General features: G+C 60.0%; 25 protein-coding genes, 1 tRNA gene and 1 pseudogene. 8 read left to right on the top strand and 19 right to left on the bottom strand.

What is annotated here, in order from left to right; genetic code table 11:
• Positions 1–139: 139 nt before the first annotated feature.
• Complete coding sequence (aspS, locus tag ABID44_RS01095; RefSeq protein ID WP_354149835.1) at positions 140–1,930, bottom strand: aspartate--tRNA ligase; 1,791 nt, start codon at positions 1,928–1,930, stop codon at positions 140–142.
• 218 nt (positions 1,931–2,148) lie between these two features.
• On the opposite strand from aspS, the gene rnd reads away from it, so the two are divergent.
• On the top strand, positions 2,149–3,321 hold the full coding sequence (gene rnd / locus ABID44_RS01090) for a ribonuclease D (RefSeq protein WP_354149834.1): 1,173 nt from the start codon (positions 2,149–2,151) through the stop codon (positions 3,319–3,321).
• Positions 3,322–3,327: 6 nt separating this feature from the next.
• On the opposite strand, the gene ABID44_RS01085 is transcribed toward rnd, so the two are convergent.
• The 4 genes from ABID44_RS01085 to ABID44_RS01070 form a co-directional block, all read right to left on the bottom strand.
• Complete coding sequence (locus ABID44_RS01085) at positions 3,328–3,750, bottom strand: MAPEG family protein (protein WP_354149833.1); 423 nt, start codon at positions 3,748–3,750, stop codon at positions 3,328–3,330.
• Positions 3,751–3,790: 40 nt separating this feature from the next.
• Positions 3,791–5,293, bottom strand: coding sequence for an IMP dehydrogenase (gene guaB / locus ABID44_RS01080; protein ID WP_354149832.1), 1,503 nt, complete (start codon positions 5,291–5,293; stop codon positions 3,791–3,793).
• Positions 5,294–5,430: 137 nt separating this feature from the next.
• Complete coding sequence (locus tag ABID44_RS01075; protein WP_354149831.1) at positions 5,431–6,147, bottom strand: RlmE family RNA methyltransferase; 717 nt, start codon at positions 6,145–6,147, stop codon at positions 5,431–5,433.
• Positions 6,144–7,559: a Ppx/GppA phosphatase family protein gene (locus ABID44_RS01070; protein WP_435521456.1), complete on the bottom strand. Its 1,416-nt coding sequence runs from the start codon at positions 7,557–7,559 to the stop codon at positions 6,144–6,146. The genes ABID44_RS01075 and ABID44_RS01070 overlap by 4 nt, the downstream gene beginning before the upstream one ends.
• Positions 7,560–7,797: 238 nt before the next feature.
• On the opposite strand from ABID44_RS01070, the gene ABID44_RS01065 reads away from it, so the two are divergent.
• Both ABID44_RS01065 and ABID44_RS01060 read left to right on the top strand, forming a co-directional pair.
• Positions 7,798–8,730 (top strand): putative bifunctional lysylphosphatidylglycerol flippase/synthetase, encoded by a 933-nt coding sequence (locus ABID44_RS01065; protein ID WP_354149829.1) that lies wholly within the window; start codon positions 7,798–7,800, stop codon positions 8,728–8,730.
• Between the two features lie 160 nt (positions 8,731–8,890).
• Positions 8,891–8,964 (top strand) — tRNA-Gln (locus tag ABID44_RS01060).
• 37 nt (positions 8,965–9,001) lie between these two features.
• On the opposite strand, the gene dusA is transcribed toward ABID44_RS01060, so the two are convergent.
• Positions 9,002–10,015: a tRNA dihydrouridine(20/20a) synthase DusA gene (dusA, locus tag ABID44_RS01055; protein WP_354149828.1), complete on the bottom strand. Its 1,014-nt coding sequence runs from the start codon at positions 10,013–10,015 to the stop codon at positions 9,002–9,004.
• Between the two features lie 344 nt (positions 10,016–10,359).
• Between dusA and ABID44_RS01050 the strand changes: the two genes are divergently transcribed.
• The gene (locus ABID44_RS01050; RefSeq protein ID WP_354149827.1) at positions 10,360–10,623 is read left to right on the top strand and encodes a hypothetical protein; all 264 of its coding nucleotides are present in this window, start codon (positions 10,360–10,362) and stop codon (positions 10,621–10,623) included.
• 90 nt (positions 10,624–10,713) lie between these two features.
• Entirely contained in the window at positions 10,714–11,112 is a 399-nt protein-coding gene (locus tag ABID44_RS01045; RefSeq protein ID WP_354149826.1) for a hypothetical protein, read from the top strand.
• A gap of 321 nt (positions 11,113–11,433) precedes the next feature.
• Here ABID44_RS01045 and ABID44_RS01040 read toward each other — a convergent pair whose 3' ends face one another.
• From ABID44_RS01040 to ABID44_RS01030, 3 genes are all read right to left on the bottom strand, one after another.
• Positions 11,434–11,676 (bottom strand): hypothetical protein, encoded by a 243-nt coding sequence (locus ABID44_RS01040; RefSeq protein WP_354149825.1) that lies wholly within the window; start codon positions 11,674–11,676, stop codon positions 11,434–11,436.
• A gap of 824 nt (positions 11,677–12,500) precedes the next feature.
• Positions 12,501–12,734 (bottom strand): hypothetical protein, encoded by a 234-nt coding sequence (locus ABID44_RS01035; protein WP_354149824.1) that lies wholly within the window; start codon positions 12,732–12,734, stop codon positions 12,501–12,503.
• A gap of 112 nt (positions 12,735–12,846) precedes the next feature.
• Complete coding sequence (locus ABID44_RS01030) at positions 12,847–13,056, bottom strand: cold-shock protein (RefSeq protein WP_354149823.1); 210 nt, start codon at positions 13,054–13,056, stop codon at positions 12,847–12,849.
• 462 nt (positions 13,057–13,518) lie between these two features.
• Between ABID44_RS01030 and ABID44_RS01025 the strand changes: the two genes are divergently transcribed.
• Positions 13,519–13,902, top strand: coding sequence for a hypothetical protein (locus tag ABID44_RS01025; protein ID WP_354149822.1), 384 nt, complete (start codon positions 13,519–13,521; stop codon positions 13,900–13,902).
• A gap of 933 nt (positions 13,903–14,835) precedes the next feature.
• Here the strand turns inward: ABID44_RS01025 and ABID44_RS01020 are convergent.
• On the bottom strand, positions 14,836–14,985 hold the full coding sequence (locus ABID44_RS01020; protein ID WP_354149821.1) for a hypothetical protein: 150 nt from the start codon (positions 14,983–14,985) through the stop codon (positions 14,836–14,838).
• A gap of 465 nt (positions 14,986–15,450) precedes the next feature.
• Here ABID44_RS01020 and ABID44_RS01015 point away from each other — a divergent pair.
• Both ABID44_RS01015 and mazG read left to right on the top strand, forming a co-directional pair.
• Positions 15,451–15,948 (top strand): annotated as a pseudogene (locus ABID44_RS01015) (GNAT family N-acetyltransferase); the annotation flags it as partial.
• 57 nt (positions 15,949–16,005) lie between these two features.
• On the top strand, positions 16,006–16,830 hold the full coding sequence (gene mazG / locus ABID44_RS01010) for a nucleoside triphosphate pyrophosphohydrolase (RefSeq protein WP_354150178.1): 825 nt from the start codon (positions 16,006–16,008) through the stop codon (positions 16,828–16,830).
• A 6-nt stretch (positions 16,831–16,836) separates the two neighbouring features.
• Here mazG and hflX read toward each other — a convergent pair whose 3' ends face one another.
• The 9 genes from hflX to ABID44_RS00965 all read right to left on the bottom strand — a co-directional run bounded on the left by hflX (position 16,837) and on the right by ABID44_RS00965 (position 24,525).
• Positions 16,837–18,231 (bottom strand): GTPase HflX, encoded by a 1,395-nt coding sequence (gene hflX, locus ABID44_RS01005; protein ID WP_354149820.1) that lies wholly within the window; start codon positions 18,229–18,231, stop codon positions 16,837–16,839.
• A 10-nt stretch (positions 18,232–18,241) separates the two neighbouring features.
• Positions 18,242–18,478 (bottom strand): RNA chaperone Hfq, encoded by a 237-nt coding sequence (gene hfq / locus ABID44_RS01000; RefSeq protein ID WP_035028646.1) that lies wholly within the window; start codon positions 18,476–18,478, stop codon positions 18,242–18,244.
• Between the two features lie 141 nt (positions 18,479–18,619).
• A complete protein-coding gene (locus tag ABID44_RS00995; RefSeq protein WP_354149819.1) occupies positions 18,620–19,480 on the bottom strand; it encodes a D-amino-acid transaminase in 861 nt (286 codons plus the stop codon).
• Positions 19,481–19,714: 234 nt separating this feature from the next.
• On the bottom strand, positions 19,715–20,524 hold the full coding sequence (dapB, locus tag ABID44_RS00990) for a 4-hydroxy-tetrahydrodipicolinate reductase (protein WP_354149818.1): 810 nt from the start codon (positions 20,522–20,524) through the stop codon (positions 19,715–19,717).
• Positions 20,525–20,615: 91 nt separating this feature from the next.
• On the bottom strand, positions 20,616–21,173 hold the full coding sequence (locus ABID44_RS00985; protein ID WP_354149817.1) for an OmpA family protein: 558 nt from the start codon (positions 21,171–21,173) through the stop codon (positions 20,616–20,618).
• Positions 21,174–21,283: 110 nt separating this feature from the next.
• On the bottom strand, positions 21,284–21,847 hold the full coding sequence (locus ABID44_RS00980) for a GNAT family N-acetyltransferase (RefSeq protein WP_354149816.1): 564 nt from the start codon (positions 21,845–21,847) through the stop codon (positions 21,284–21,286).
• Positions 21,847–22,713: a 3-mercaptopyruvate sulfurtransferase gene (gene sseA, locus ABID44_RS00975; RefSeq protein WP_354149815.1), complete on the bottom strand. Its 867-nt coding sequence runs from the start codon at positions 22,711–22,713 to the stop codon at positions 21,847–21,849. The genes ABID44_RS00980 and sseA overlap by 1 nt, the downstream gene beginning before the upstream one ends.
• Before the next feature lie 37 nt (positions 22,714–22,750).
• On the bottom strand, positions 22,751–23,491 hold the full coding sequence (locus ABID44_RS00970; protein ID WP_354150177.1) for an alanyl-tRNA editing protein: 741 nt from the start codon (positions 23,489–23,491) through the stop codon (positions 22,751–22,753).
• A gap of 8 nt (positions 23,492–23,499) precedes the next feature.
• Positions 23,500–24,525, bottom strand: coding sequence for a cysteine synthase A (locus ABID44_RS00965; RefSeq protein WP_354149814.1), 1,026 nt, complete (start codon positions 24,523–24,525; stop codon positions 23,500–23,502).
• Between the last annotated feature and the right edge of the window lie 112 nt (positions 24,526–24,637).

Raw genomic sequence — 24,637 nt, 5'->3', positions numbered from 1 at the left:
GGAGCGCATCCTTTTAGGGACGCAAAGGGCATTTCACGATTCAGCAGCGGGATAATCCGAAAACCCAACTTCCTCTGCTCAACAAAAACCCGCCGCTTCGTGAAGCGGCGGGTTTTTTTAACGTAATCGAGATTTCGGCTCAGTCTTCCTTTTTCATGGGCGCAACGCGCAGCGCCAGTTCGCGAAGCTGTTGCGGCGTCGCAGGCGCCGGCGCATTCATGAGCAGATCGTAGGCCTGCTGGTTCATCGGGAACATGGTCACTTCGCGCAGATTTTTCGCGCCGACCAGCAGCATGATAACGCGGTCGATGCCGGCGGCCATCCCGCCATGCGGCGGCGCGCCATACTGGAAAGCACGGTACAGGCCGCCGAAGCGGTCCTCGACCGTCTGCCGGTCGAGCCCGACGATCTCGAAGGCCTTGACCATGGTTTCAGGCAGATGGTTGCGGATGCCGCCCGATGCGATTTCGAAGCCGTTGCAGACCATGTCGTACTGGTAGGCCTTGAGGCTCAGCGGATCCTGGTCGTTGAGCGCATCGATGCCGCCCTGCGGCATGGAGAACGGATTGTGGGCGAAGTCCACCTTCTTTTCGTCCTCGTTCCACTCGTAGAATGGAAAATCGACGATCCAGCACAGGTCGAAGCGGTCGCGATCGACAAGGTTCAGTTCCTCGCCGGCGCGGGTGCGGGCCGCCCCTGCAAAGGCAACGAACTTCTTCGGATCGCCAGCGACAAAAAACGCCGCGTCGCCGTCTTCAAGCCCGAGTTGCTGGCGAACGGCGTCGGTGCGCTCCTCGCCGATATTCTTGGCGATCGGTCCTGCGCCTTCAAGATTGTCGCCTTCCTTGCGCCAGAAAATGTAGCCGAGGCCCGGCTGGCCCTCGCCCTGCGCCCAGGAGTTCATGCGATCGCAGAACGCGCGGGAGCCCCCGGTCTTCGCCGGAATAGCCCAGACTTCAGCCTTGGGGTCATTGGCCAGGATGTTGGCGAACACCTTGAAACCGGAACCGCGGAAATGTTCGGACACGTCCTGCATCTCGATCGGGTTGCGCAGGTCCGGCTTGTCGGATCCGTATTTGCGCATGGCCACGTCATAGGGAATGCGCGGAAAGTCCTGCGTCACCGGCTTGCCATCGGCGAAGGCCTCGAACACGCCGCGCATCACCGGCTCCATGGTCGACAGCACGTCGTCCTGCTCGACGAAACTCATTTCAAGGTCGAGCTGATAGAACTCGCCCGGCAGACGGTCGGCGCGCGGGTCCTCGTCGCGGAAACAGGGAGCGATCTGGAAATAGCGATCGAAGCCCGAAACCATGATGAGCTGCTTGTACTGCTGCGGAGCCTGCGGCAGCGCATAGAAGGCGCCCGGATGGATGCGCGACGGCACAAGGAAGTCGCGCGCGCCCTCCGGCGAGGATGCGGTGAGGATCGGCGTGGAATATTCGGTGAAACCCGCCTCGCCCATGCGCTTGCGCATTTCTGCAACGATCTTCGTGCGCATGACGATGTTTCTGTGCAGCGTGTCGCGGCGTAGATCGAGGAAACGGTACTTGAGGCGTATGTCTTCGGGATAGTCCGGCTCGCCGAACACCGGCAGCGGCAGTTCCTTCGCAGCAGACAGGATCTCGATCTCCTTGGCGAATATCTCGATCTCGCCGGTTTCGAGATTCGGGTTCACCGCCTCGGCCGAGCGCGCCTTCACCTCCCCGTCCACGCGGATCACCCACTCGCCGCGCACCGTCTCCGCAGCCTTGAAGGCGGGCGAATCCGGATCGGCCACGATCTGGGTCAAGCCGTAGTGGTCGCGCAGGTCGATGAACAGCAGGCCGCCGTGATCGCGCACGCGATGCACCCAGCCCGAAAGACGAATTGTGGAGCCGACATCGGCCCTTCTCAACTGAGCGCAGGTGTGGCTGCGGTAACGATGCATCGCCTGATTTTCCGCTTAACTTGGTTCGATTGGGCCGAAGCACTTGCCCGGCTTCAAAATTGGCGCGAAAAGCGCATGGGTAGTCCCTTTTGTCAAGGCAAGAGGGACCGGAGCCGCCTTGCGGGCAGCATGCAACGCGATCTGATTGACATCGATCGACTTGACGCGCCCGGCAACGGCTGGAATTGAGAAACAAGTTTGGTCCGAAAAGCGATTTGATGAACCTCATTACCACACAGGGCGAACTCGAGAGCGCCATAGAAACACTCGAGCAATCGGACTTCGTTACCGTCGATACGGAGTTCATACGCGAAACCACCTTCTGGCCGGTGTTGTGCCTCATCCAGATGGCGACGCCCGATTTCACCGCGCTGGTCGATCCGTTGGCGCCGGGAATCGACCTCAAGCCTTTCTTCCGGCTCATGGCCAATGAAAAGGTGGTCAAGGTTTTTCATGCCGCACGGCAGGACATCGAGATCATCGTGCACCTTGGCGATCTGGTGCCGCATCCGATCTTCGATACGCAGGTCGCCGCCATGGTGTGCGGCTTCGGCGACGCCGTTTCTTACGACCAGCTCGTTCAGAAGGTGACTGGCGTTCGCCTCGACAAGTCGTCGCGCTTCACCGACTGGCGCTACCGGCCGCTGTCCGAGCGCCAGCTCGAATATGCGCTGGCCGACGTCACCCACCTCATCGACGTCTACAAGCATCTGATGGCCGAACTGGAGCGCGAGGGTCGCGCCCACTGGCTCAACGAGGAAATGCAGGTGCTGACGTCCCGCGCAACCTACGATCCGCACCCGGACGACGCCTGGAAGCGCCTCAAGATGCGCGTGCGCAAGCCGCAGGAACTGGCGGTCCTTAAAGCAGTCGCCGCATGGCGCGAACGCGAGGCGCGGGAACGCGACGTGCCACGCGGGCGTATCATCAAGGACGATGCGATCTACGAAATCGCCCAGCAGGCGCCGCGCGACGCAGATGCTCTGGGCCGTCTGCGCAGCATTCCCAAGGGTTGGGAGCGGTCCTCGACCGCCGCCGCGCTTCTCGAAGCCGTGAATGGGGCTCTCTCCATTCCCAAGGACGATCTGCCCCGGCTGCCCCGGCCGCACCAGCCCCCCGAAGGATCGAATGCGGCGGCCGAACTTCTCAAGGTGCTGTTGCGCATTGTGGCGGAAAAGGAAGGCGTCGCCGCCAAGGTGCTGGCGTCGAGCGACGATATCGACCGCATCGCACAGGAAGGCGACAAGGCGGACGTTCCGGCCCTGCACGGGTGGCGGCGGGCCGTGTTCGGGGAGAAGGCGCTGAGCCTGGTTCGCGGCGAGCTCGCCATCAAGTTCGAGAAGCGGCGGATCGCGCTGTTCGAAGTGGACGCTGAGTTCCCGGGAGCCTGAGTTTTCTCAGGCTGCCCCGGCCAGATGCAGGGCGAACCAGCCCCACAGCAGCACCAGCACCAGAAACCCGCCGCCGAAAATCATGCCCCGAAGCGGCGGGCGGTTGCGGGTGACATGCTCGAAAGCATGCACATAGCGTAGCGCCACGAACAGCCACGCCAGTACCGCCGCAATGAACGATGCGCCGGCTGTGACATAGAGCGCCAGACAGACTGCATGGAACAGTACCGGCAGCTCGAACTGATTCATGACGTTGTTCGAGACCGTGGCGCTGATTTCCGGCTCGCCCCCGGAGCGCAGCTTCCATTGGTCAGGCCGAACCTTGCCGGATAGCATCGCTTGCCGGCGGCGCAGGCCCAGCAGCGCGTAGAGCGCGGCCACAAGCACGAAATGCGCCACCATCGGCCACAGGATCGCGGTCGGGTTCATGCCGTCTCCTCCATGATCGCCGACCGCGACTGGCTATGCCTTACACCGCGCCCGGATAGTTCGGGCTCTCGCGGGTGATGGTCACGTTGTGGGCGTGGCTTTCGCGCAGGCCGGCATTCGAGATGCGCACGAAGGTAGCGCGATCGCGGAATTCGGCAAGATCGCGGCCGCCGACATAGCCCATCGAGGCTTTCAGCCCGCCCGCGAGTTGATGCAGCACGCCCGCAACCGGCCCCTTGTAGGGCACCTGTCCCTCAATGCCCTCAGGCACCAGCTTCAGCGTATCGCGCACCTCGGCCTGGAAGTATCGGTCGGCCGAGCCTCGGGCCATGGCGCCGACAGAGCCCATGCCCCGGTAGGCCTTGAAGGAGCGCCCCTGATGCAGATAGACCTCGCCGGGACTTTCCTCGGTGCCGGCGAGAAGCGAACCGACCATGACGGCGGTCGCGCCGGCGGCCAGCGCCTTGGCAAGATCGCCCGAGAATTTGATGCCGCCATCGGCGATGATCGAGATGCCGGCCTTCTGCCCGACCTCGACGGCGGCCATGATGGCGGAAAGCTGCGGCACACCGACGCCCGCCACGATTCGCGTGGTGCAGATCGAGCCCGGCCCGATACCGACCTTCACCGCATCCGCGCCCGCGTCGATGAGCGCCCGTGTGCCATCGGCGGTGGCGACGTTGCCCGCCATGATGCGCACTTCGTTGGAGAGCTTCTTGGCCCGTATCACGGCGTCCAGCACGCGCTGGGAATGGCCGTGGGCGGTGTCGATCACCAGCAGATCGACACCGGCGTCGATCAGGCGCTCGGCGCGCTCGAAACCGTCGTCGCCGACGCTGGTCGCGGCGGCCACGCGCAGACGACCCTGCGCATCCTTCGACGCGTTGGGATTGAGCTGTGATTTTTCAATATCCTTGACCGTGATGAGCCCGACGCAAATGCCCTTGGCGTCGGTCACGACCAGTTTTTCGATGCGGTTCTGATGAAGCAGCCGCTTGGCTTCGTCATGATCGACGTTTTCCTTGACCGTGATGAGGTTCTCGCGCGTCATCAGCTCATAAACGCGCTGGCCGGGGTCGGAGGCGAAACGCACGTCGCGATTGGTGACGATGCCGACCAGCCGCCCTGACGTATGGCCACCCGTACCGCCGTTCTCGACAACCGGAATGCCGGAGATGCCGTGTGCGTTCATCAGCGCCAGCGCATCGGCCAGCGTCGCATCCGGGCCGATGGTGACGGGGTTGATCACCATGCCTGACTCGAACTTCTTGACCTGCCGGACCTGCTCGGCCTGCTCGACCGGCGTGAGGTTGCGATGGATGACGCCAATGCCGCCAGCCTGCGCCATGGCGATCGCCAGGCGGGATTCCGTCACCGTATCCATGGCTGCGGAAATAATAGGCAAATTCAGATCGATATCGCCGGCAATTCGTGTGGAAATGTCGACTTCGCCCGGCACCACTTCTGAATGACCCGGCTGCAAAAGCACGTCGTCAAAGGTTAGCGCCAACGCGCCGGTGGACGTTTCGATGATCTTTGCCATAGCCTGTTCCCGGATACGTGAAAGGGCACGGAACCCGCATGGCCCGCGCCAACTCGTCTTTTCCCTTTCAGGAATGGCGGTGGCTCGTAACACGGTTCCGGCCTCATGAAAAGCGGGACCGTGCAACGATGTGCGATTTATGAGTCGTTTTTCGTCGGTTCCGCCCTGCCCCTGAAGTCTCTGGCCAGCAGATAAAGCTCCACAGACTCGTCGCGCGAGGCTGGTGGCTTGACGTGATGAACCGTGCGGAAATTCTTCTTCAGCGCATCCAGCAGTCCGGTTTCCGTGCCGCCCTGAAAGGTCTTGGCCAGAAAGTGCCCGCCCGGCCGCAGAACCGCCATGGCGAAATCGGCCGCGACCTCACACAGATGCATGGTGCGCAGATGATCGGTGCGGCGGTGCCCTGTGGTCGGCGCAGCCATATCCGACAGCACGACATCAGGTTCGCCGCCCAGCGTCTCCACCAGTCTGGCGGGTGCGTCGTCATCTAGAAAATCCATTTGCAGGATCGAAGCGCCGGGGACCGCATCCATCTCCAGATAGTCGATCCCGACGACGCTGGGTGCATCCGCATTCGATTTCACGCGCACAGCCGCCACCTGGCACCACCCGCCGGGGGCAGCCCCCAGATCGATGACGCGCATGCCCGGTTTCAGCAGCTTGTACTTGTCGTCGACCTCGATCAGCTTGTAAGCCGCGCGTGAGCGATAGCCCTCAGCCTTGGAGCGCTGCACATAGGGATCGTTCATGTGCCGTTCGAGCCAGCGACGCGACGATTCCTTCAACCCGCTTTTCTTCTTGATCTTCGTGCGCAACACGCGGGAGGCACCCGCACCTGGTTTTTTCGTCGTCATCGTCTCGCCCCCGCACGGCCGGAATCGCGCCACACGCCCTCCTCCGCCATCAGTTCGCTCAATATGCCCTCGCGCAATCCTCTGTCGGCCACACGCAGCCTCTGCGAGGGCCAAACTGCGCGGATCGCCTCCAGTATCGCACAACCCGCCAGCACCAGATCGGCGCGGTCGGCTCCTATGCATGGGTTGGCGACACGGTGCTGGAAATCCCAGCCCAGCAGCTTTTCGATCATGCGATCCACACTGCCGCGATCCATCCACAGGCCATCCACGCGCCGCCGATCGTAACGGGGAAGGTCGAGATGCACGCCGGCCAGAGTGGTGACCGTGCCCGAGGTTCCCAACAGGTGGAAGCCTGGGCTTTCCAGCACGTGATCGAGCCGATCCCTTCCATCAAAAGCGGTCAGTCTCTCAGACACATCATCGACCATGGCGGTGAACGATTCCTGCGTGACGTTCCGTCCCCCGAACCGTTCAGCCAGCGAAACGACACCTACCGGCAGCGAGGTCCATGACACGATATGGTTGGCGAGACGCTGGGAGCGCCGGCCACGGCTTAGATCTATCAACGCGATCTCCGACGATCCGCCGCCGATGTCGAACAGCACGACACCTCTGGTATCCCTGTCGACCAGCGACCCGCAGCCGGAAACGGCGAGTCGCGCTTCGGTCTGGCGGTCTATGATTTCCAGCTTCAGTCCGGCCTCGCGTTCGACCCGCTCCAGAAATTCAGCGCCATTCGCGGCTGAGCGGCACGCCTCGGTGGCGATGAGGCGGGCGCGCCTGACATTGCGGCTGCGCAGCTTGTCGCCGCAAACCTTCAGCGCCTCCACGGCCCGATCCATGGCCTTGTCGGCCAGACGTCCACTGGCTGACAGCCCTTCTCCCAGCCGCACGATGCGGGAAAAGGCGTCGATCACCCGGAACTGGCCATAGCGGGTAGGAATCGCCACGAGCAGACGGCAGTTGTTGGTGCCAAGATCGAGCGCGGCGAAAATGGGAGGGTTATCCGCAGCCTTGCGCAGCGCGAAGCCATTTAGCGATTGTCGGGCCCTGTCATTGCGCGCACCTTCCTGTCGCCCGGAAGCCTGGCGGCTAGCGGCGGGCGGCTTTTCCTGAGGAGAAGAAGGCGGTTCCGGCTGCTGCGGTGAAGGTTCAGACTGACCGTCGCGTGCATAAACCTTGCGGCCCCGACGTCTCTTGCGCCGTTTGCGAGGTTTTCCGCTCTGTACGGCATCCATAGCCTGCCCGGTAACGGGCAAGCCTGCCGGGGGACCTTTGCGGCGGCCACCACCAAGGGTTGCTGACGCGCCTGGGTGCGCAGCCGAATCCCTGGAGCCGACAACCTCCGGCGTCTTTTCGCCGGCGTCGCGGTCTTTCACAGTCGTTCCTTCCGGCGCCGCGCGAGCCAATCAAACCGGACGCTGCAAGCGCTCACATATCGAGTTGGTGAAAGATTAGCAGCGGCATCCGCTTTCACCAAGAGCAAAGCAATAAAAGAATCCGTCCGGCGAATTTTATCAGCCGCGAAAGGTTGAAGCGGCCACATTCATAAGGCATTTCTGAAATTCGGATTCACCGGGGGGCCGGCGACCGCATGTCCCTTGACCATTTCTCATGGAGGCAATGGCCGCGCATGACAGGTCGTGCATGAACTTCAAACGCTATTTCTGGCCGGCCGTGGGGCTGGCGGCCGTCGCCTTCTCCGTCTGGCTTCTGCTTGACGAGTTAAGGGGCATATCTCTCGACGATGTCTGGGACAGCCTGGCGGCGATTCCGTCCAGTCGGTGGGCCCTGTCCGCGCTTAGTGCCGTGGTGGCTTACGCCGCACTTGCCGGATACGACCACATCGCCCTTTTGCATATCGGCAAGCGCGTATCCTGGCTGTTTGTGACCCTGTGCTCCTTCACCACCTATGCGCTGTCCCACAACATCGGCGGCTCTGTTTTTTCCGGAGCCGTGATTCGCTATCGCGCCTATGTCACCAAGGGCCTTACCGGTCAGGAAGTCGGCGTTCTGGTGGCCATCTGCTGGTTCACTTTCGTTTTGTCCACGATAACAGTGGGCGCAATCGTATTGATTCTGGTGCCGGAGCTGCTCGGCCGCTTCTCAAGCTTCGGCTTCAGCGAATTTTCAAGCGTAACGGGTATAATTCTGCTGGTTCCCGTGGCCGCCTATATTTTCGGCTCTTGGCTTCATCTGCGCCCGCTTCGTATCGGCTCCTTCCAGCTTCACTATCCGCGCCTGCCTATCGTCGCCCGCCAGCTCATTATCGGGCCGCTGGAGCTGTTCGCGGCCGGGGCGATTATCTACTTTGCGCTGCCCGAGGCAGGAAACCCGGGTTTCCTCGTGGTGCTCGGCGTCTTCCTCGTTTCGTTCTCCGTCGCGCAGATATCTCATGCGCCTGGAGGGCTGGGGGTGCTGGAGGTGGTGTTTCTCGCCGGCCTGCCCGACATTGAAGCCGTCGACGTTCTGGCGGCGCTGCTTGTGTTCCGCCTGTTCTATCTGATTGCGCCTTTTGTCATCAGCCTTTGTGTGGTGCTGCTGTTCGAGCGCGCGCAACTGCGCCGAAGTGACATTTGAGTGCACAATCCCCCGATTGAAGTCACAGGCGGGGTTGACTAATTCAATGCGGCGATTAAAACGCAGCCACTTGCCGGGCGCACCCTACCGATGCGCCGGGTTCGGGATCGAAGGAACCCGATCTCAAGTTACAGTGCAAACATCGAAAGCGATGAGCTGCTGGGGAATAGGTTAACGGTAGACCCACGGACTCTGACTCCGTTAGTCCTGGTTCGAATCCAGGTTCCCCAGCCAACCTCTCCAACTATCCGGATAGTGAGCCTAGTTCTGATCAGGCGTCCTCGTATGCCGATACATCGACGGCAGCGAAGGCATCGCGCAGCACCTGCGCACCGGCGCCAGGCCTCGGTGCCTCTGTAGACAGTATCTGGCGCCAGCGTCGTGCGCCGGGCAGCCCGTGGAAAAGCCCGACCATATGACGTGTGACGTGGCCGAGGCGGCCGCCATGCGCGATGTGGCGCGTGGCGTAATCAGCCATTGTTTCGATCAGCACGGTGAAATCGAAAGATTCTGCTGGTTTGCCTTCAAGGAGCGGATCAACGTCGGTCAGAATTCCTGGCGTGTGATAGGCTGCCCGCCCAAGCATCACCCCGTCCATATGGCGAAAATGCTCCTCCGCCTCTTTCAAGGTCTGGACGCCGCCATTGATCCCAACGAAGCGATCGGGGTTGCTTTCTTTCAGTCGATAGACCCGGTCATAGTCGAGCGGCGGAATATCACGGTTCTCTTTTGGGCTCAGGCCCTTCAGCCAAGCCTTACGGGCGTGAACCCAAAGCGCATCAACGCCGGCGTCGAAGACCTTGTCCGACAGATCATCGAGCGCGATTTCGGGATCCTGATCGTCTACGCCGATCCTGCATTTGACGGTCACGGGAACGTCCACTGCCGCCTTCATCGCCGCCACGCAATCTGCCACCAGTTCCGGCGTGAGCATGAGGCAAGCTCCGAATGTGCCGCTCTGAACCCGGTCAGATGGACATCCCACGTTCAGGTTGATCTCGTCATAACCGAAATCGGAACCAATGCGCGCCGCCTCCGCCAGCTTGCGCGGATCCGAACCGCCAAGTTGCAATGCAACGGGATGCTGAGTGTTATCAAAACCCAGCAGCTTTTCACGTGCGCCATGGATGACGGCATCGGCGACCACCATCTCCGTGTATAGTAGCGTTTTGTGCGAAAGTTGCCTGTGAAAGAACCGACAATGCCTGTCCGTCCAGTCCATCATCGGGGCGACGGAGACCTTGAATCTTTTGTAATTATTATTTCTTTTTAGATTTTTCGTCAATTTCCGACCTGCAAAGCTGTCCGCATTCTACGCAATCGCAAAGATGGGATTTAGGGCTGTCTAGCGCAAATTCTCCTCAGGCGCGACGGCAAGATTGTCCAGCAGGGCATGAAGAATTCGGGAGAAAGGTAGGGAAGCGACTTCTGGAGCCGACATCTCCCCTGTCTTTGAGAAGCCCGGCTTGGAAGCCAACCGGCGCCAGCATCCCCCGCTGGCGTGGGGATCGTTCGATTGCTATCCCTGCCTGAAAAGCGTATGGTTTCTGTATTGGCAGCTTCTGATACGGGCGTTGCCAACTAAGGGTGAGCATCAAGCCCTGGCCCCAGCTGGGGAAGGAGGACTTTATGTCTTCCACCTACCTTACTTCGCAAGACATGAACCTGATTGGACGGCTTCTCGATGAGATGCGGGACTTGGGAAAGTTTCGTGGCTTTGATGGGGAAGCATCAGCAGCGCGCTTTCTTGTTCGTCGTATCGAGCAGGGCACATCGAGCGAAATGAGACTGCGCATTGCGCTGAAACGTCATCTTCGTCTCGGAGATGCTCTTAACGGCTCAACTTCCCGCCACGACGCAGAAGGCGGGATTACCGGAACCGGCGCACTGTGATGCCGCTTGGAACTCCATTGCCGTTTTGAACAGGAAGCCGCTCTTATCTCGCGTGGAAACAGACCGTGCCTGCTCGAAAGGAGGCTAGTAATGAATGTAGCTCGAACCCATCACGACCTGCCCGCTGATGTGCGGGCCGCAATAAGCTCCTTCCTGAAGGCATGCCAAAATGAAGCCCGACCTTTTGCGACAGAAGAGGCGCTTGAGGCGATCCGTAACATCTTTCCTGATCTCATAATCGACGATGCAGATCTTATCGACGGTCTGATCAGCGAAGCGTCCGTGGCGGGGTTTGACGTTGGTGTAACTGAAGAAACAAGAAAGCGCCGGCGGCAATCCCTGGATACCTGGGAGGATGAAGGCGGCGCATTCCACCAAAAGCACGAAAGCCGGCAAGAACGACGCCGCGCACGCCGCATGGTGGTGGATGATACGGTCGGCGCCAGAAGGCGTGTAAAGGAAGACAAAGAACGCAACCGTCTAATCTAGCAGGAATCGCGCCGGCATGCCCCTGCGAGAGATGGAATATTTGGCGTCTGGCGAGGCCGCGACCCGGCAAGTGCGCGTTTGGAGGGTTAGCCCTCACGTAACGGAGGCAGCCGAGCTGGAGGATTATTTGTCGATGAACCATACGGGACTGAAAGCATGCCTTGGAAACACCGGACAGATAAACATGCTAAAGAAAATCACGCCTTCACGACAACATGGCAATAATATCGGGCTCTTGATCGGCATTATCATTACGACGATCACAGTAGCTTTTGTGATATATTCCGTTCTTTTTGGATCGTGATAGCTTGCAGACGGGCGCTACCGGGTTCGTTCTTCGCGCAGAGCCTTCTCGACGCTGTTCTGTTCCTCGCCATTGTCTGAGCGGTTCAAGGTGATCGTGCAGCGGATGAGAAAATTCCAGTCCGGTCCGTGTTCGATGACAGGATGAAGATCCGATATCTCCTCGAAATAGTGCTCAACGCTCATTGGCCCTTCATCGGTGCGATACTCGATCACCGCCTTCCAGCGCTTGTCGCCATGCAGGGTAACAATGTTGCTCATCAAATCCCGGATCATTCGTAGCAGCGGCTTAGAACGTGATGCTGCTAAACACCAAGTAAAGCAGCATTCCAACTACTCCGCCAACCAACAGGACAAGCAGCCAGCCAGTCGGCTCGGCGTTCAGTCTGGATAGATATTTCATGCCACCACCTCCGGTGGCCGACCAGCTGCGACCCGACATGTCGACTTTTCAAGCAAGACGGAAGACATAGCGTCCTCCTTCGGTTTTGGGGCGAAGGCATATATGCCGCCCTCAATCGGCAACGCCCTGAACAAAGCTGCCGATCCTGCAATCTATCACAGTCAGCATGCGGCGCGAGGACAATCGGAATGCACGACCGTTTATGTCCCGCTTCACCATTCGCATGATAGGATGTTCAGCCTCGCACGCAATCGGGCGCGCTTGCCACTTCTGATCGGACACCTTCTTCATGCATATCCCCACATGGCTGTCCCCTGCCCTTCTGGGCGCGGGAACCGGAGCTGTTGCACTGGTCCTCATCGGCTTCAACTGGGGAGGCTGGGTAAGCGGCAGCACTGCGCGCCGGATGGCTTATGACGCGACCAGCGCCGCCGTCACCGACCGTCTCACGCCATACTGCCTTGAGCGGGCACGAGCGGATCCGAGATCGGCGGAACTTATCGCAGAGCTAAAAGCTGCCAACGGCTACGATCGCAGGGTGGTGATTGAAAGATCAGGATGGGCGACACCACCGGGATCAGACAAGGCGGACATAGCGCTCGCATTGGTCTGCGGCCAGGCCCTCATAACTCATGGAAGCTGATCTGGTATGATGTTGGTTCGGCCCGACCGTCTCTTGCTCTCAAGATTTTCGAGGAGCTTTCTTTCGGTTCGCCACAGTGACAGTATCTGCCTCGGTCGCGACGGCTTCCGCCTCTTTTTCAAGACGGGCGGCCTTCAGGCGCGCTGTCTTCGCGTTTCGCCGGGCGACTTCAGTGTCCATGATTTCGCGGGCGACCCGCGCTGATATATCCGCCTTGGTTTCCATTTTTGACAGTTTCGGCTTGAAAACCGCGTTGATCGCATTGTGATCCATGCCTATGCTCCTTCACATAACGAAAAAGGCCGGGAAATTCCCGACCTTCTCCTGCCCGTCTCGATGGCCCGTGCCAGTACATCCGTGGTCAAAAGCCAGAGACGGATTTTCCTCAGGCAGCCTGAAGGTTCTCAGCGGCGCTCTTGCCGTTGCGGCTATCCTTCACGATGTCGAAGCTGAGCTTCTGGCCTTCGGCGATGGTATGCATGCCGGCGCGCTCGACGGCCGAGATATGGACAAACACGTCCGTGCTGCCGTCATCGGGAGCGATGAAGCCGTAACCCTTGGTGGAATTGAAGAACTTGACCGTTCCAGTGCTCATGGCGATTTCCTTTCAAATCGGCATAGATTGTCGCCGTCTGGCCGCATGCCAAACGCCGTAGTCTTTCGAAATTGAGAGGGGAAGATCGTCAGAACGCCGAAGCGCGGAAACAAAGTTCGTCAGCAAGATCGATGGGACAATTACTACATTGCAATTGTGTTCATGGCAAGGCCCCGTGAAAACAATTTGATTCCCTCTGCTTTACAAGGGAAATGGCCTGTTTTCGCCCAATATACCACAGGCCACATTGTAATTATTCAGAGAGCGTATAAGCTCTGGCGCTACAAGATGCATAATCCGCTTATGCCAAGCAACCAGTCGCGGCCATGCTACATTTGAGCAAGCCACAGAGCCCAAAACGGCCAAGCCAAAATCGACTTTGCATTGTTGTCGCTACATACGGATGGGCGCGAGCATGAAGCCTCTCTCGCGGAGGCTCCTCGCTTCCACGAAGGAGGACCAATGACCAATATTCATCTGGCAGTCACTTCACCCCACGACGTGAATGTCGCAATCGAAAAGTTTCTGAAAGCCTTTCAAACCGGGACGTATCCCTTTGCAAACAGCGAGGCGCTGAAAGCCATTCGCAACATGTTTCCCGGCCTGGATATCACCGATTCTGAATTGCAGCGGGCTTTGCTTCGGCAGACCGCCACCAGAGGGTTCGAAGTCGATATCGCTATCATTTCCCACCTGCCCGGGCATGGCGTCGCGGGAAGCGAACAGCGCTACCGCAAGCAGGAAAGCAGGAAAGAACGCCGGGAAACCAGACGGCGTATCGTCAACGATACAGTCGGAACCCGACGGCGCGCCCACGAAACCAAAGAGCGCAACCGGCTGATCTGAACATGGCGCACCACCGGCTGAGCGTGCGGCCAGGCTAAACGAACCAGGAATCCGGCTCTCAACCGGAACATACTGAAAAACACAGCCCTGAGCCCGTTGAGGAGTGGCGGCAGCCCATGGGAAAGGACAGCCCATCCGAAAATGTCGAGATTGGCGTAATCTGTTCTGCGTGCGGGTATGAGGCGAAGCAGCGGGTCGGCTGGGTCAGAAAACATACCCAACTGGAATGCCCGAACTGCGGCTTCATCATCGATATTGAAAGCAGCAATTTCCGAAGCCCGAGTTCCGGATTCTAGAGCGATTCTGGCTTCATTGAATCGGCAAAACCGCGCTATCTCATTGTTTCAGCCGGATTTTCGAGCGTAAAACCGATTTAAACTCTTGCTGAAGATGCTCTAGCTATGAGGAGCCATCTCATGGGCCTTGAATTTCCGAATAGAAACCGCAGCTTTGACGAGAGCAATCACGGCTTGCGCTTATCCGCTACGACGGAATGGTTTCAGCACCGTTCCTGATCGAAGCCGAAGCCCTGAAACAACTTGGCCTGGCGTCACAGTCGGAATCGTCGGGCCTTGGCCGCGTTCGATGCTGTACGCTTGTCGATCTACGAAATCGCGCATGACATATATTCCGCCAGCCGGCAGACCACGTATCGGATCACGGAGAACTGCAAATGATCTCGAGGCGGGCCGAGGCGATGAGGCCCCAAATGAAAAAAGCGGGCCATGACGCCCGCTTCCCTTCAATCCTGAGACAAATGCATCGCCGGTACCTTCATGGTCGACACGTCATCAATCAGGGCAAATACAGCTGCCTTACGGGGAAACCCAACATCGTATCCCGACCAGCGTTCCCTGCCGACCAGCGGCTGATGTCGATCTTATGCACGTATTTTAAAATTATAGCAAGCAGTTTCTTATATTATTGCAGCCTTCAGGATGAAGTTTCCTGAACCACAACAAACGGCTCTGCGTCCCGCTTGCCCCTGGCGTGTCGAAAAATTTTTGCCGATATCCCTTTTTCTTCGAGTGTTTTTGCAAATTCCTTTGCAAGATCGTTGGAGGCGAACCGATCGACCTTCATGATACTTTCCAATCATTTTGTGAGATTGGAAAGTTCTTTATAGGTGCGAAGCGTTAAAAGCAAATTTTGCTGGCCAGCGTTGCACCGCTCCACAGCCACGGCGTGAGTTGGTCCCGACACAGACGTTCGGCTTCGGCTTCCATCGTCTTGTCATTCGAAAGCCATTTCCTCGACCGCATTAATGGGGCAAGCCAATGGACCGCTGCGGGCGCGCGCTGACCTCGCTGGAAACGCAAAGCGACGCGCAGGGTATCCACCCCTCAGTATTGAGCCTACAGTCTCGGCAGCAGTGGACCCGCTTCCTGTCTCAGGGGGTAAGGCGCGGAGGAAATGGCCGGGTTGAACTGCCCCACGTGAGCGACCCGGCCTCCCATCCAGATTCCACGCCACAGCACCGCGCGAGCATCAATCTCGAATTCCGGGCCTGTTTCACAGTCGGAACACCCTTTTGCCGCACGTATTGCGGTGCTAACCGTGGGGCGCTTTTTCCAGAAGGATAATATCGTGTCCAGTCAGCCGCTGCCGCCTATCGAAGCCGTATCAGAAAAAGACGAAGCGGCCATCCTGAAGCTGAACAATCTGCATGCGCAGGAGCTTTCCTGGCTGGAGCCGGAGCGTCTGTCATTTCTTCTCGGGCAGGCATTCCATGCGCGTCATATCGGAAAATCGGAAGCCTTTCTGATAACCTTCGATCAGGACGCCGATTATGACAGCCCGAACTTTCTCTGGTTTCGCCAGCTTTATCCGCGCTTCGTCTATATCGACCGTGTTGTCGTGGATGAAAAGGCTCGCGGGCGCGGTCATGCCCGACGCCTGTATGAGGAACTGTTCGAGCGGGCCGCCGAGGCCGGCTACGACACCATTGTCTGCGAGGTGAATGCCGATCCGCCAAACCCCGCATCGGACGCTTTTCATGAGCGGCTGGGCTTCCGGGAGGTCGGCACGGCTGAAATTCATGGCGGCGCCAAGACCGTGCGCTACTTCGCCCGCAAACTGGATAATGGCAAGGCGATCCCCTCACTGACGCCGTCGCGGGATATTTCGCGCCTCATCGAGATCATGGCGGCGTTGCGCGCGCCAGTCGGTGGCTGCCCCTGGGACGTCGAGCAGACCTTCTCAACCATAGCGCCCTACACGATCGAGGAAGCCTATGAGGTGGCCGATGCGATCCAGCGCGGCGATTTCGACAATTTGCGTGAAGAGCTTGGAGATCTCCTGTTGCAGGTCGTCTACCACGCCCGCATGGCCGAGGAAGAAGGGGAATTCGCATTCCCCGATGTGGTGGAGGCGATCACCACCAAGATGATCCGCCGCCACCCCCATGTCTTCGGCGACGACCGGGCTCGCAGCGCCGGCATGGCGAAGGGCATGTGGGAGAAGATCAAAGCCGAGGAGAAGGCGGAAATGCGGGCGGCGCGGCTCGCACGAGGCCTCCACCCCGAGAATGGCGGCAAAGGCTTTCTGGACAGCGTGCCGCTTGCCTTGCCCGCGCTGACGCGCGCGCTCAAGCTACAGGAAAAAGCCGCCCGCGTTGGCTTCGACTGGGGCGAGGCGGCGCCGATCCTCGACAAAATCGCGGAGGAGATCGACGAATTGCGCGAAGCCCTGGCAAAAGGCGAGACCGTCCCGATCAAGGATGAATTCGGCGATGTGTTGTTCGCTCTCGTCAATCTTGGCCGTCATCTCGGTATTGATTCGGAAGCTGCGCTTGCCGGAACGAACGACAAGTTCCGCAATCGTTTCCATTACATAGAACAAACTCTTGACGAACAGGGCAAGTCGCTGGAAGCCGCGACGCTGGACGAGATGGAGGAGATCTGGCAACGGGCCAAGGGCAAGCGCTGAGTCGCGCTACTCGTCCGGGCTTTCCTTTGCCGACCCGCCCCCCAGCCTGCTGCGGATTTCCTCGCGCGCGCTCTCTGTCGCTCTCAGAACGAGCGTGACGCCGCCGTTCTCATTGTCGGTTCGCGAGATCACGTCGCCGTTGCGATAAAGCCAGTCGACATGAGCGAGTTCGGCCGGCGCCAGGGTGACGGTCAGTTCCGCCAGTTCACCCGAAACATATTCCTCGACAACTGCAAACAGGCTGTCGAGCCCCTCGCCGCTTATCGCAGAAATAGCGACAGGGCCATGGCGACGATCGCGTCGCGCCGCGCCCAGCAGCCGTTCGCGGTTGGCTTCGTCCAGCAAATCGATCTTGTTCCAGACTTCGATGACGCGCCGGTCGTCGGTCGCATCGACCCCGAGATCGGCCAGAATGCGCTCCACATCCTCCGCCTGCGCTGCGGTGTCCGGATCGGAAATGTCGCGCAGGTGCAGCACCAGATCGGCCTCGACCACCTCTTCCAGCGTGGCGCGGAAGGCCGCAACCAGATGCGTCGGCAGATCCGATATGAAACCCACGGTATCGGACAGGATCACCGGCGTGCCGTGCGGAAGGCGCAGGCGGCGCAAGGTGGGATCGAGCGTGGCGAACAGCATGTCCTCAGCCAGAACCCCTGCCCCGGTCAGCCTGTTGAACAGGGTCGACTTGCCGGCATTGGTGTAGCCGACGATGGCCACGACCGGAAACGGCACCTTCTTGCGCTTGGCGCGGTGCAGATCGCGCGTGCGCCGCACCGTTTCCAGCTCTCGCTTCAGCTTGACGATCTTGTCCTGAAGAATTCGCCGGTCGGCCTCGATCTGGGTTTCGCCAGGCCCTCCGAGAAAGCCCGCGCCGCCGCGTTGGCGCTCAAGGTGAGTCCAGCTTCGCACCAGCCGGCCTTTCTGGTAGTTCAGGTGGGCGAGTTCGACCTGTAGAGTGCCCTCTTTCGTGCGGGCGCGCTCGCCGAAAATCTCCAGAATGAGCCCGGTGCGGTCAAGCACCTTGACGTTCATTTCCTTTTCGAGATTGCGCTGCTGCACGGGCGTCAGCGGATGGTCGACAATCACCAGCTCCGCCTCGCTTTCCCTCACCAGATCGGCAATCTCGGCGACCTTGCCGGAGCCCAGCAGCGTGCCCGGACGGGGATCGTTCACGGTCACCACAAGGCTGTGCACAGGATCGAGGGCGATGGCGCGCGTCAGTCCCACGGCTTCATCGTGGCGGGCCTGAGGCGATCGCGTCAAGCGTGGCCGCGACGTCTCGTCCGTCGCAACGGGACGTGTCAGCACGGGCACGACCACAATGGCGCGCGTCGGCGCGGCATTCGCCTCGCCGTTGCCCGGTTGCGTGGATTTATCAGCCGCGTCGCGGTTGCGTGCCAATCAGCTGTCCTTAGCCTTCCTCGGCCTCGAACATCTGCACCGGCTGGCTTGGCATGATCGTGGAGATGGCATGCTTGTAGACGAGCTGGGAGTGCCCGTCGCGGCGCAGCAATACGCAGAAATTGTCGAACGATGTCACGACACCGGTCAGTTTGACGCCATTGATGAGGAATATGGTGAGGGGGTTTTTGCTTTTACGAACCGAGTTCAGGAAAAGGTCCTGAAGATTTTGCGAGCGTTCGGCCATTTTTTCTTATCTTCCCGCCGGATCCCTTTTTGTCTGCTGGACGATGCGTCCAAAGCATATGGTCGCATCCGATCTGCACACAACCCTGCCTGCGACTTCGCATACAGGACGAGATTTACTATTGTTTACACCCTGCGGTTATCAGGCCGGACTTTTTTCCGCAATCTCAAAAAAGGCCTGACGCAACGAAAGTGCCACGGAACCCGGATGGCCGTTGGCCACGGGATGGCCATCAATAGCCACGATAGGGGTGGCGAGCGTGGTGGCTGACGACAGGAAAGCCTCCCGCGCCGAAAGCGCTTCCTCGACCGTGAACGCACGCTCCTCGATGCGCAGGCCCAGCCGGGCAGCGACATTGAACAGGGTGGCGCGCGTAATGCCGCGCAGGATGCCATGGTCTGCCGGACGTGTGACGAGAATACCCTCATTCGTCACGATCCAGGCATTGGTCGATGCCCCCTCCTTGACGGCGCCGTCGGGATCGACGAACCAGGCTTCGTAAGCGCCGGACTCCTTCGCCTTCTGCTTGGCCAGCACATTCGGCAACAGGCCCACCGTCTTGATGTCGACCCGGTCCCAGCGGTTTTCCGGCACGGTGATGACGTTGACGCCCGCCTCCGCCTTGTGTCGCAAGGCTTCCGGATCGATCTTTTTGGCGGTCACCACCAATGACGGCCGGGTTCCTGCGGGAAACGGGTGGTCTCGCGGTGCGACCCCCCGCGTCACCTGCAGATAAACCAGACCGTTCCGGACGCGGTTGCGGCGAACCACCTCGCGCAAGACCACGATGAGCGCCGACCTGTGCATCGGCCAGTCGATAGAAAGCTCCGAAAGCGAGCGGTCCAGGCGATCCAGATGCCGCGTCATATCGACGATGAAGCCGCGCGCGATCTCGCACACTTCATAGACACCGTCCGCGAACTGGTAGCCTCTGTCCTCAATATGAACGGAAGCGTTCCGATGGGCGACATAGCGCCCGTTGACGTAAGAAATGCGTGGCATGGTGATCACCCGGAAGACGGCACACCATATTCGATTCCGCCATCCCCGCAACGCGGCAAACAAAAAAGCGGAGCAATTGCTCCGCTTCCTCGTCTGCCGCAGTCGCCGCCGGTACATCCGCGGTCGGCCACCTTGTCGACACCCTGCCTTATAGAGAGACAATGTAACAACAATACGACAGTTGCAGGTAGAGTGCCCGAAGTATGGTTAACAAAGAGTTAATTCATATCGGACTTATTCCATCAGCGCATCCAGCCCCCTGACCAACCCCGTCATCGAGCCGACCCGGCGAATCGCCAGCAGGGTGCCGGCGACATAGGGCGCGGCCGATGAACCGGCATCGTGCCGGATCGACAGCCGCTCGTCCGGCAGGCCAAATACAGCCTCACAGGAAAGGATGTAGGACGGCATGCGCAGCGCGTGGACCTGGACGCCCTCACCTTCTCCCACAGCGGCGCCACGGGTGGCCGGTATGCCGGCGACCCGTGATTGGGGAAGGCTCGTCGCCGCCTTGCGAACCTCAGCCAGGCGCTCGGCCAGTTCACGCGCCGTGCCGGAAGGCGCATCTGGCTTGCGCGCGCTCGCATAATCGATGATCTCGACATCGGGCACATATTTCGCAGCCATCAACGCGAAACGCTTCAGCAAGGTCGCGGTAATGGAGAAATTGCCGGCCGCCAGAACGCCTACGCCCTTTGCCCGGGCGGCATTGTCGATCTCGGCGTAATCGTCCGCCCCGAGGCCGGACGTTCCGATCACCACATGCCGGCCTTTGGAGATCGCCAGAAGCGTGTTCGCCTTGACCACATCCGGCTTCGTGTAGTCAACGACGACATCGGAAGGGACGGTCAATGCCTTTTCAAGCGAGGGAGTGACGGTAACGCCCGTCGTCATTGAAATGCCTGCGGCGGCGCCAGCGTCCTGCCCGGCCGCGTTGCGCGACACCGCCGCGGCAAGAAGCAGATCCTCTTCCGCGAGAATCACGGGAACCAGCGCCTTGCCCACCCATCCGGTCACGCCGGCCATCACCACCTTTATGGTCATCGCATTCTCCTTCCCTTTTCAGAAAAGAAGACACGCTGAAAGCCCGGCGCGTCAAGCCGGGCTTCCTCACGATCTCGGGAATGGTTGCCTGTCAGCGAATGAAGCTGTCGATGCGGCGCAGGGTCACCCGGCGATTGCGCCAGTTCTCGTTCTGCGTCGGCACCAGGAGGAACTCCTTGCCATAACCAACCGTCTCCAGCGCTCGCGACGGAACGCCATACTGGCGCCCCAGAAGCCGCTTCAGCGACTCCGCCCGGCGCTCCGAAAGCACCTGGTTGGACTGATAGGAGCCCACGGCGTCGGTGTGACCCTCGATGATGAAGCGTGCCCGGCGATCACGTCGCAGGATACGGTTCATTGCGTTGGCGATGTTTTCAACCTTGCGGTACTGCGCAGGAGCAATGTCCGCGGAGGCGAACTCGAAGTTGATCGACTGGATATCGATGGACGGGGCGGCGCGGCGCAGATCAGGCCGGCGCTTGAACTCCTGCACGGTCACACGCTGGTTCGGGTTCACACGCATGCGCGGGGCGGCGTCGAGCTGGCGTTCGATAGTGGCCGTCGATGGCATCTGCGCCTGGGCGAATGCGGCGCCGGGCATGACTACGGCGGCAATCAGGGCTGTGGTGAAGCTGCGGCGATTGAGCATGGTGTTCTCCTTATGTCGCTTGCCTCGTTCATCCCGCCCGAGGCTCGAGCGCAACATGATCTTCGCTTGCTGAAGACTGCATGAACGGCGCGTTCAGAAAAACCGCCGCGTCAGTCGCGTATCACGCTGGCGGCGCGTTCGGAAAAATTCATCGGCCGCACGAATTCCCTGCTCTGGCCGACAGGACGGAAGCCCAGCTTCTGATAGAGCGGCAGCGCCGCCGGATGGTCCAGCGTGCAGGTCTGCACCGTCACCAATCGCGGGTCCATCGCCCAGCAAGCGGATATGGCCGCCCCCAGGAACCAGCGACCTATGCCCTGGCCGGTCGCATGATCCATCATACCGAAATAGGCAAGGTCGACGATGTCGGGCGTGGCGCGATTGAGATCGAAGAAACCGGCGGGCGATCCGTCCAGATAGAGAACCCAGACCTCGCGTCCGCTGCGATGAATTTCCTCGCTCAACTCATCATCATTTTTACGCAAACTGTTGACCCAATGCCATTTTCTTCCGACACGATCTGTCAGATAGCGGTAGAAATGCAGCGGGATGTTGTTCGCCTTGAGCAGGGCGATCTGCCGATTATAGGGTAGCGGCGGAAATGAGGATGGCCTCGCTTCCATCTCAAGGAAGGTGACCGTCACCTCGATCGGTTCCGGTTGAGCCTCCGGCATCAGTTTTTCACGCCGTCGCCACTGCCGGTCTCGACGGGCGTGTCGGGCAGGCTGCCCCATTCCGTCCATGACCCGTCATAAAGACGGTTGTCGCCATGGCCCAGCGTCTCCAGAGCCAGCGTGAGAGCCGCCGCCGTGACGCCGGAACCACAGGAGGTGACGACAGGACGATCAAGATCGACGCCGGCATTCCCGAACAGTTCGCGCAATTCCGGTATCGGCAGGAGGTGTCCGTCTTTCGACAGGGCCGCGACCGGCACGTTGCGTGCGCCCGGCATATGCCCGGAACGTATACCCGCTCTCGGCTCCGGTTCCGCACCTGAGAAACGGCCCGGCCCGCGCGCATCGGCGATCTGGCTCTCGCGATTCTCGACGATACGGCGCATCTGCGGCAAGCTTACCACACGCGCTTCATCGAACTCGGCATGGAAGACGCAAGGCGCGATCTTCGTGACCTCGGAAGTCGCCGGCCGCCCCTGTGTTTTCCAGTTGTCGAAGCCGCCATCCAGCACAAAGACCTGATAAACGCCCATGATGCGGAACATCCACCACGCCCGCGGCGCGGAGAAGAAGCCCGGACCGTCATAGACGACGATCGTGTCGTCGGCCGAAATGCCGAGCGTTCCGACAAAGCGGGCGAAGTGCTGCGGCGACGGCAAAGTATGCGGAAGGTGCGAATCCGGATCGGAAACCGCGTCCTGATCGAAGAAGACGGCCCCGGGAATATGCGCTGCATCATATTCGGCGCGCGCGTCCCGCTTGTGCGCCGGCAAATACCACGATGCATCTACAATTGTCAGTCCTGGCTGGCCAAGGCGCTGCTGCAACCAGTCCGCGTCCACGGTGAATGGGCTGTCCGCAGCCATGTCAAATCCCTCGTTGATCTGCCTTAATATAGCGCGCTCAGGAAACCGGCAACGGCCCGAAGCGCAAACGGAAGCGGCGGTTTTCGCGCCCCTTCTTCTCGATCTTGCCGATGTGGATTTCCCCGACTTCAGCAGTCGTTGCGACATGCGTGCCGCCGCAGGGCTGGCTGTCCACCGCTCCCCCCTCGCCGATACTCACGAGCCGGATGCCGCCCGCCCCCTGTGGAGGGCGTACATTCTTGGATTTCACCAGACCCGGATTCGCGCCCAGCTCATCCTCGGTGATCTGCTGGACGAACACGGGATGATTCGCGCGAACCAGTTCCATCAACCGTTCAGTGGCCTCCTCCTTGCCGAGGCCGCTGTCGGGAAGATCGAAATCAACCCGCGAATCGTCGGTCGACACCGCAGCGCCGGTGATCGGATAGGGACATACAACCGTGAGCAGATGACAAGCCGTGTGCATACGCATCAGAAGATGCCGGCGCGGCCAATCTATGACAAGCCTGAGCGTCTCGCCCGGCCCGACAAGCGCCTGTCCGGGGGCCGGCACATGGATGATTTCGTCCTTTGTCTGACCGGTAACGGTCGCCGCGATTTCAATGCGGCTTCCATCGGAACGCTCGAAATAACCGACATCGCCGGGCTGTCCGCCCGATGTCGCGTAGAAGATCGTGCGATCGAGAATGACGCCGCGATCGTTGACCGCCAGCACGCTGGCCTCTGCTTCCCTGAGATATGAGTCGTCACGAAAGAGGGCTTGCGTGCTGAATTCCATCATTCCACCTACTCATACGGCACATCGATCTCCACTTTCTTCTCCATCCAGCCCGGAACAGGCAAGCCCTTCGCCCGCAGGAATTCAGGATTGAACAGCTTTGACTGATAACGCGTGCCGTAATCGCACAGGATGGTCACGATGGTATGGCCGGGCCCAAGCTCTTTGGCCAGCCTGATGGCCCCCGCGATATTGATGCCGGTGGAGCCGCCGACGCAAAGCCCTTCTTCCTGAATGAGGTCGAAGATGATCGGCAAAGCCTCTTCGTCCGGGATCTGGTAGGAGAAATCCGGCGTAAAGTCATCGAGGTTGGCGGTGATACGGCCCTGCCCTATGCCTTCGGTGATCGAAGCGCCCTCGGCGTTGAATTCGCCGCTCGTATAATAGCTGTAAAGCGCGGCGCCCAGCGGGTCGGCCAGTGCGATCCTGACATCGCCGCTGTGCTGGCGAAGGCCGGCCGCCACGCCAGCCAGCGTGCCCCCTGAACCGACGGCCGAAACGAAACCGTCGATCCTGCCGCCGGTCTGCTCCCATATTTCTTCGGCGGTGGTGTGGATGTGGCCGTCGCGATTGGCGACATTGTCGAACTGGTTGGCCCAGATCGCACCATTCGGTTCCGTTGCCGCAAGCTGCCCGGCCAGCCGGCCAGAAAGCTTCACATAATTGTTTGGGTTGCGGTATGGCACCGCAGGAACCTCGATGAGCTCCGCGCCCAGAACCCGGATCGCGTCCTTCTTTTCCTGAGCCTGCGTATCGGGGATAACGATGACCGTACGATAGCCAAGCGCTTTGGCGACGAGTGTGAGGCCGATGCCGGTATTGCCGGCTGTCCCTTCCACGATCACGCCACCGGGCTGCAATAATCCGCGCTTCTCGGCGTCGCGAATGATGAACAGGCCCGCCCTGTCCTTCACCGACTGGCCGGGATTCATGAATTCGGCCTTGCCGAGAATTTCACAACCCGTTTCCTCGGAGGCCCTGCGCAATCTGATAAGCGGCGTGTTGCCGATGGCGTCAATCACCGAACGGTGCATGGAAATTCCTCAGGTCGAATGGATCGGCCTGAAACTAGAAATGTCAGCTCGGCCTTTCAAGGATTTATTTTCCTGTGTTTCGCAGATCATGAGCATATCATTTCTCGTCGGC

Origin of the sequence: Aquamicrobium ahrensii (genome assembly GCF_040545755.1) — a bacterium.
GTDB lineage: Bacteria > Pseudomonadota > Alphaproteobacteria > Rhizobiales > Rhizobiaceae > Mesorhizobium > Mesorhizobium ahrensii.
The sequence above is the reverse complement of the archived record's forward strand: the minus strand, read 5'-3'. Positions and strand labels throughout refer to the sequence as shown.

What these genes read in the sequence shown, in the direction of transcription:
- ABID44_RS01040 (WP_354149825.1), bottom strand. Translation starts at nt 11,676, where the DNA reads ATGAGCAACATTGTTACCCTGCATGGCGACAAGCGCTGGAAGGCGGTG.
- ABID44_RS01020 (WP_354149821.1), bottom strand. Translation starts at nt 14,985, where the DNA reads ATGAAGGTCGATCGGTTCGCCTCCAACGATCTTGCAAAGGAATTTGCA.
- ABID44_RS01035 (WP_354149824.1), bottom strand. Translation starts at nt 12,734, where the DNA reads ATGGATCACAATGCGATCAACGCGGTTTTCAAGCCGAAACTGTCAAAA.
- ABID44_RS00970 (WP_354150177.1), bottom strand. Translation starts at nt 23,491, where the DNA reads ATGGAATTCAGCACGCAAGCCCTCTTTCGTGACGACTCATATCTCAGG.
- ABID44_RS01065 (WP_354149829.1), top strand. Translation starts at nt 7,798, where the DNA reads ATGAACTTCAAACGCTATTTCTGGCCGGCCGTGGGGCTGGCGGCCGTC.
- hfq (WP_035028646.1), bottom strand. Translation starts at nt 18,478, where the DNA reads ATGGCCGAACGCTCGCAAAATCTTCAGGACCTTTTCCTGAACTCGGTT.
- ABID44_RS01050 (WP_354149827.1), top strand. Translation starts at nt 10,360, where the DNA reads ATGTCTTCCACCTACCTTACTTCGCAAGACATGAACCTGATTGGACGG.
- ABID44_RS01025 (WP_354149822.1), top strand. Translation starts at nt 13,519, where the DNA reads ATGACCAATATTCATCTGGCAGTCACTTCACCCCACGACGTGAATGTC.
- aspS (WP_354149835.1), bottom strand. Translation starts at nt 1,930, where the DNA reads ATGCATCGTTACCGCAGCCACACCTGCGCTCAGTTGAGAAGGGCCGAT.
- rnd (WP_354149834.1), top strand. Translation starts at nt 2,149, where the DNA reads ATGAACCTCATTACCACACAGGGCGAACTCGAGAGCGCCATAGAAACA.
- ABID44_RS01085 (WP_354149833.1), bottom strand. Translation starts at nt 3,750, where the DNA reads ATGAACCCGACCGCGATCCTGTGGCCGATGGTGGCGCATTTCGTGCTT.
- ABID44_RS00985 (WP_354149817.1), bottom strand. Translation starts at nt 21,173, where the DNA reads ATGCTCAATCGCCGCAGCTTCACCACAGCCCTGATTGCCGCCGTAGTC.
- guaB (WP_354149832.1), bottom strand. Translation starts at nt 5,293, where the DNA reads ATGGCAAAGATCATCGAAACGTCCACCGGCGCGTTGGCGCTAACCTTT.
- dapB (WP_354149818.1), bottom strand. Translation starts at nt 20,524, where the DNA reads ATGACCATAAAGGTGGTGATGGCCGGCGTGACCGGATGGGTGGGCAAG.
- sseA (WP_354149815.1), bottom strand. Translation starts at nt 22,713, where the DNA reads ATGGCTGCGGACAGCCCATTCACCGTGGACGCGGACTGGTTGCAGCAG.
- ABID44_RS00980 (WP_354149816.1), bottom strand. Translation starts at nt 21,847, where the DNA reads ATGCCGGAGGCTCAACCGGAACCGATCGAGGTGACGGTCACCTTCCTT.
- ABID44_RS01075 (WP_354149831.1), bottom strand. Translation starts at nt 6,147, where the DNA reads ATGACGACGAAAAAACCAGGTGCGGGTGCCTCCCGCGTGTTGCGCACG.
- ABID44_RS00995 (WP_354149819.1), bottom strand. Translation starts at nt 19,480, where the DNA reads ATGCCACGCATTTCTTACGTCAACGGGCGCTATGTCGCCCATCGGAAC.
- ABID44_RS00965 (WP_354149814.1), bottom strand. Translation starts at nt 24,525, where the DNA reads ATGCACCGTTCGGTGATTGACGCCATCGGCAACACGCCGCTTATCAGA.
- ABID44_RS01045 (WP_354149826.1), top strand. Translation starts at nt 10,714, where the DNA reads ATGAATGTAGCTCGAACCCATCACGACCTGCCCGCTGATGTGCGGGCC.
- ABID44_RS01030 (WP_354149823.1), bottom strand. Translation starts at nt 13,056, where the DNA reads ATGAGCACTGGAACGGTCAAGTTCTTCAATTCCACCAAGGGTTACGGC.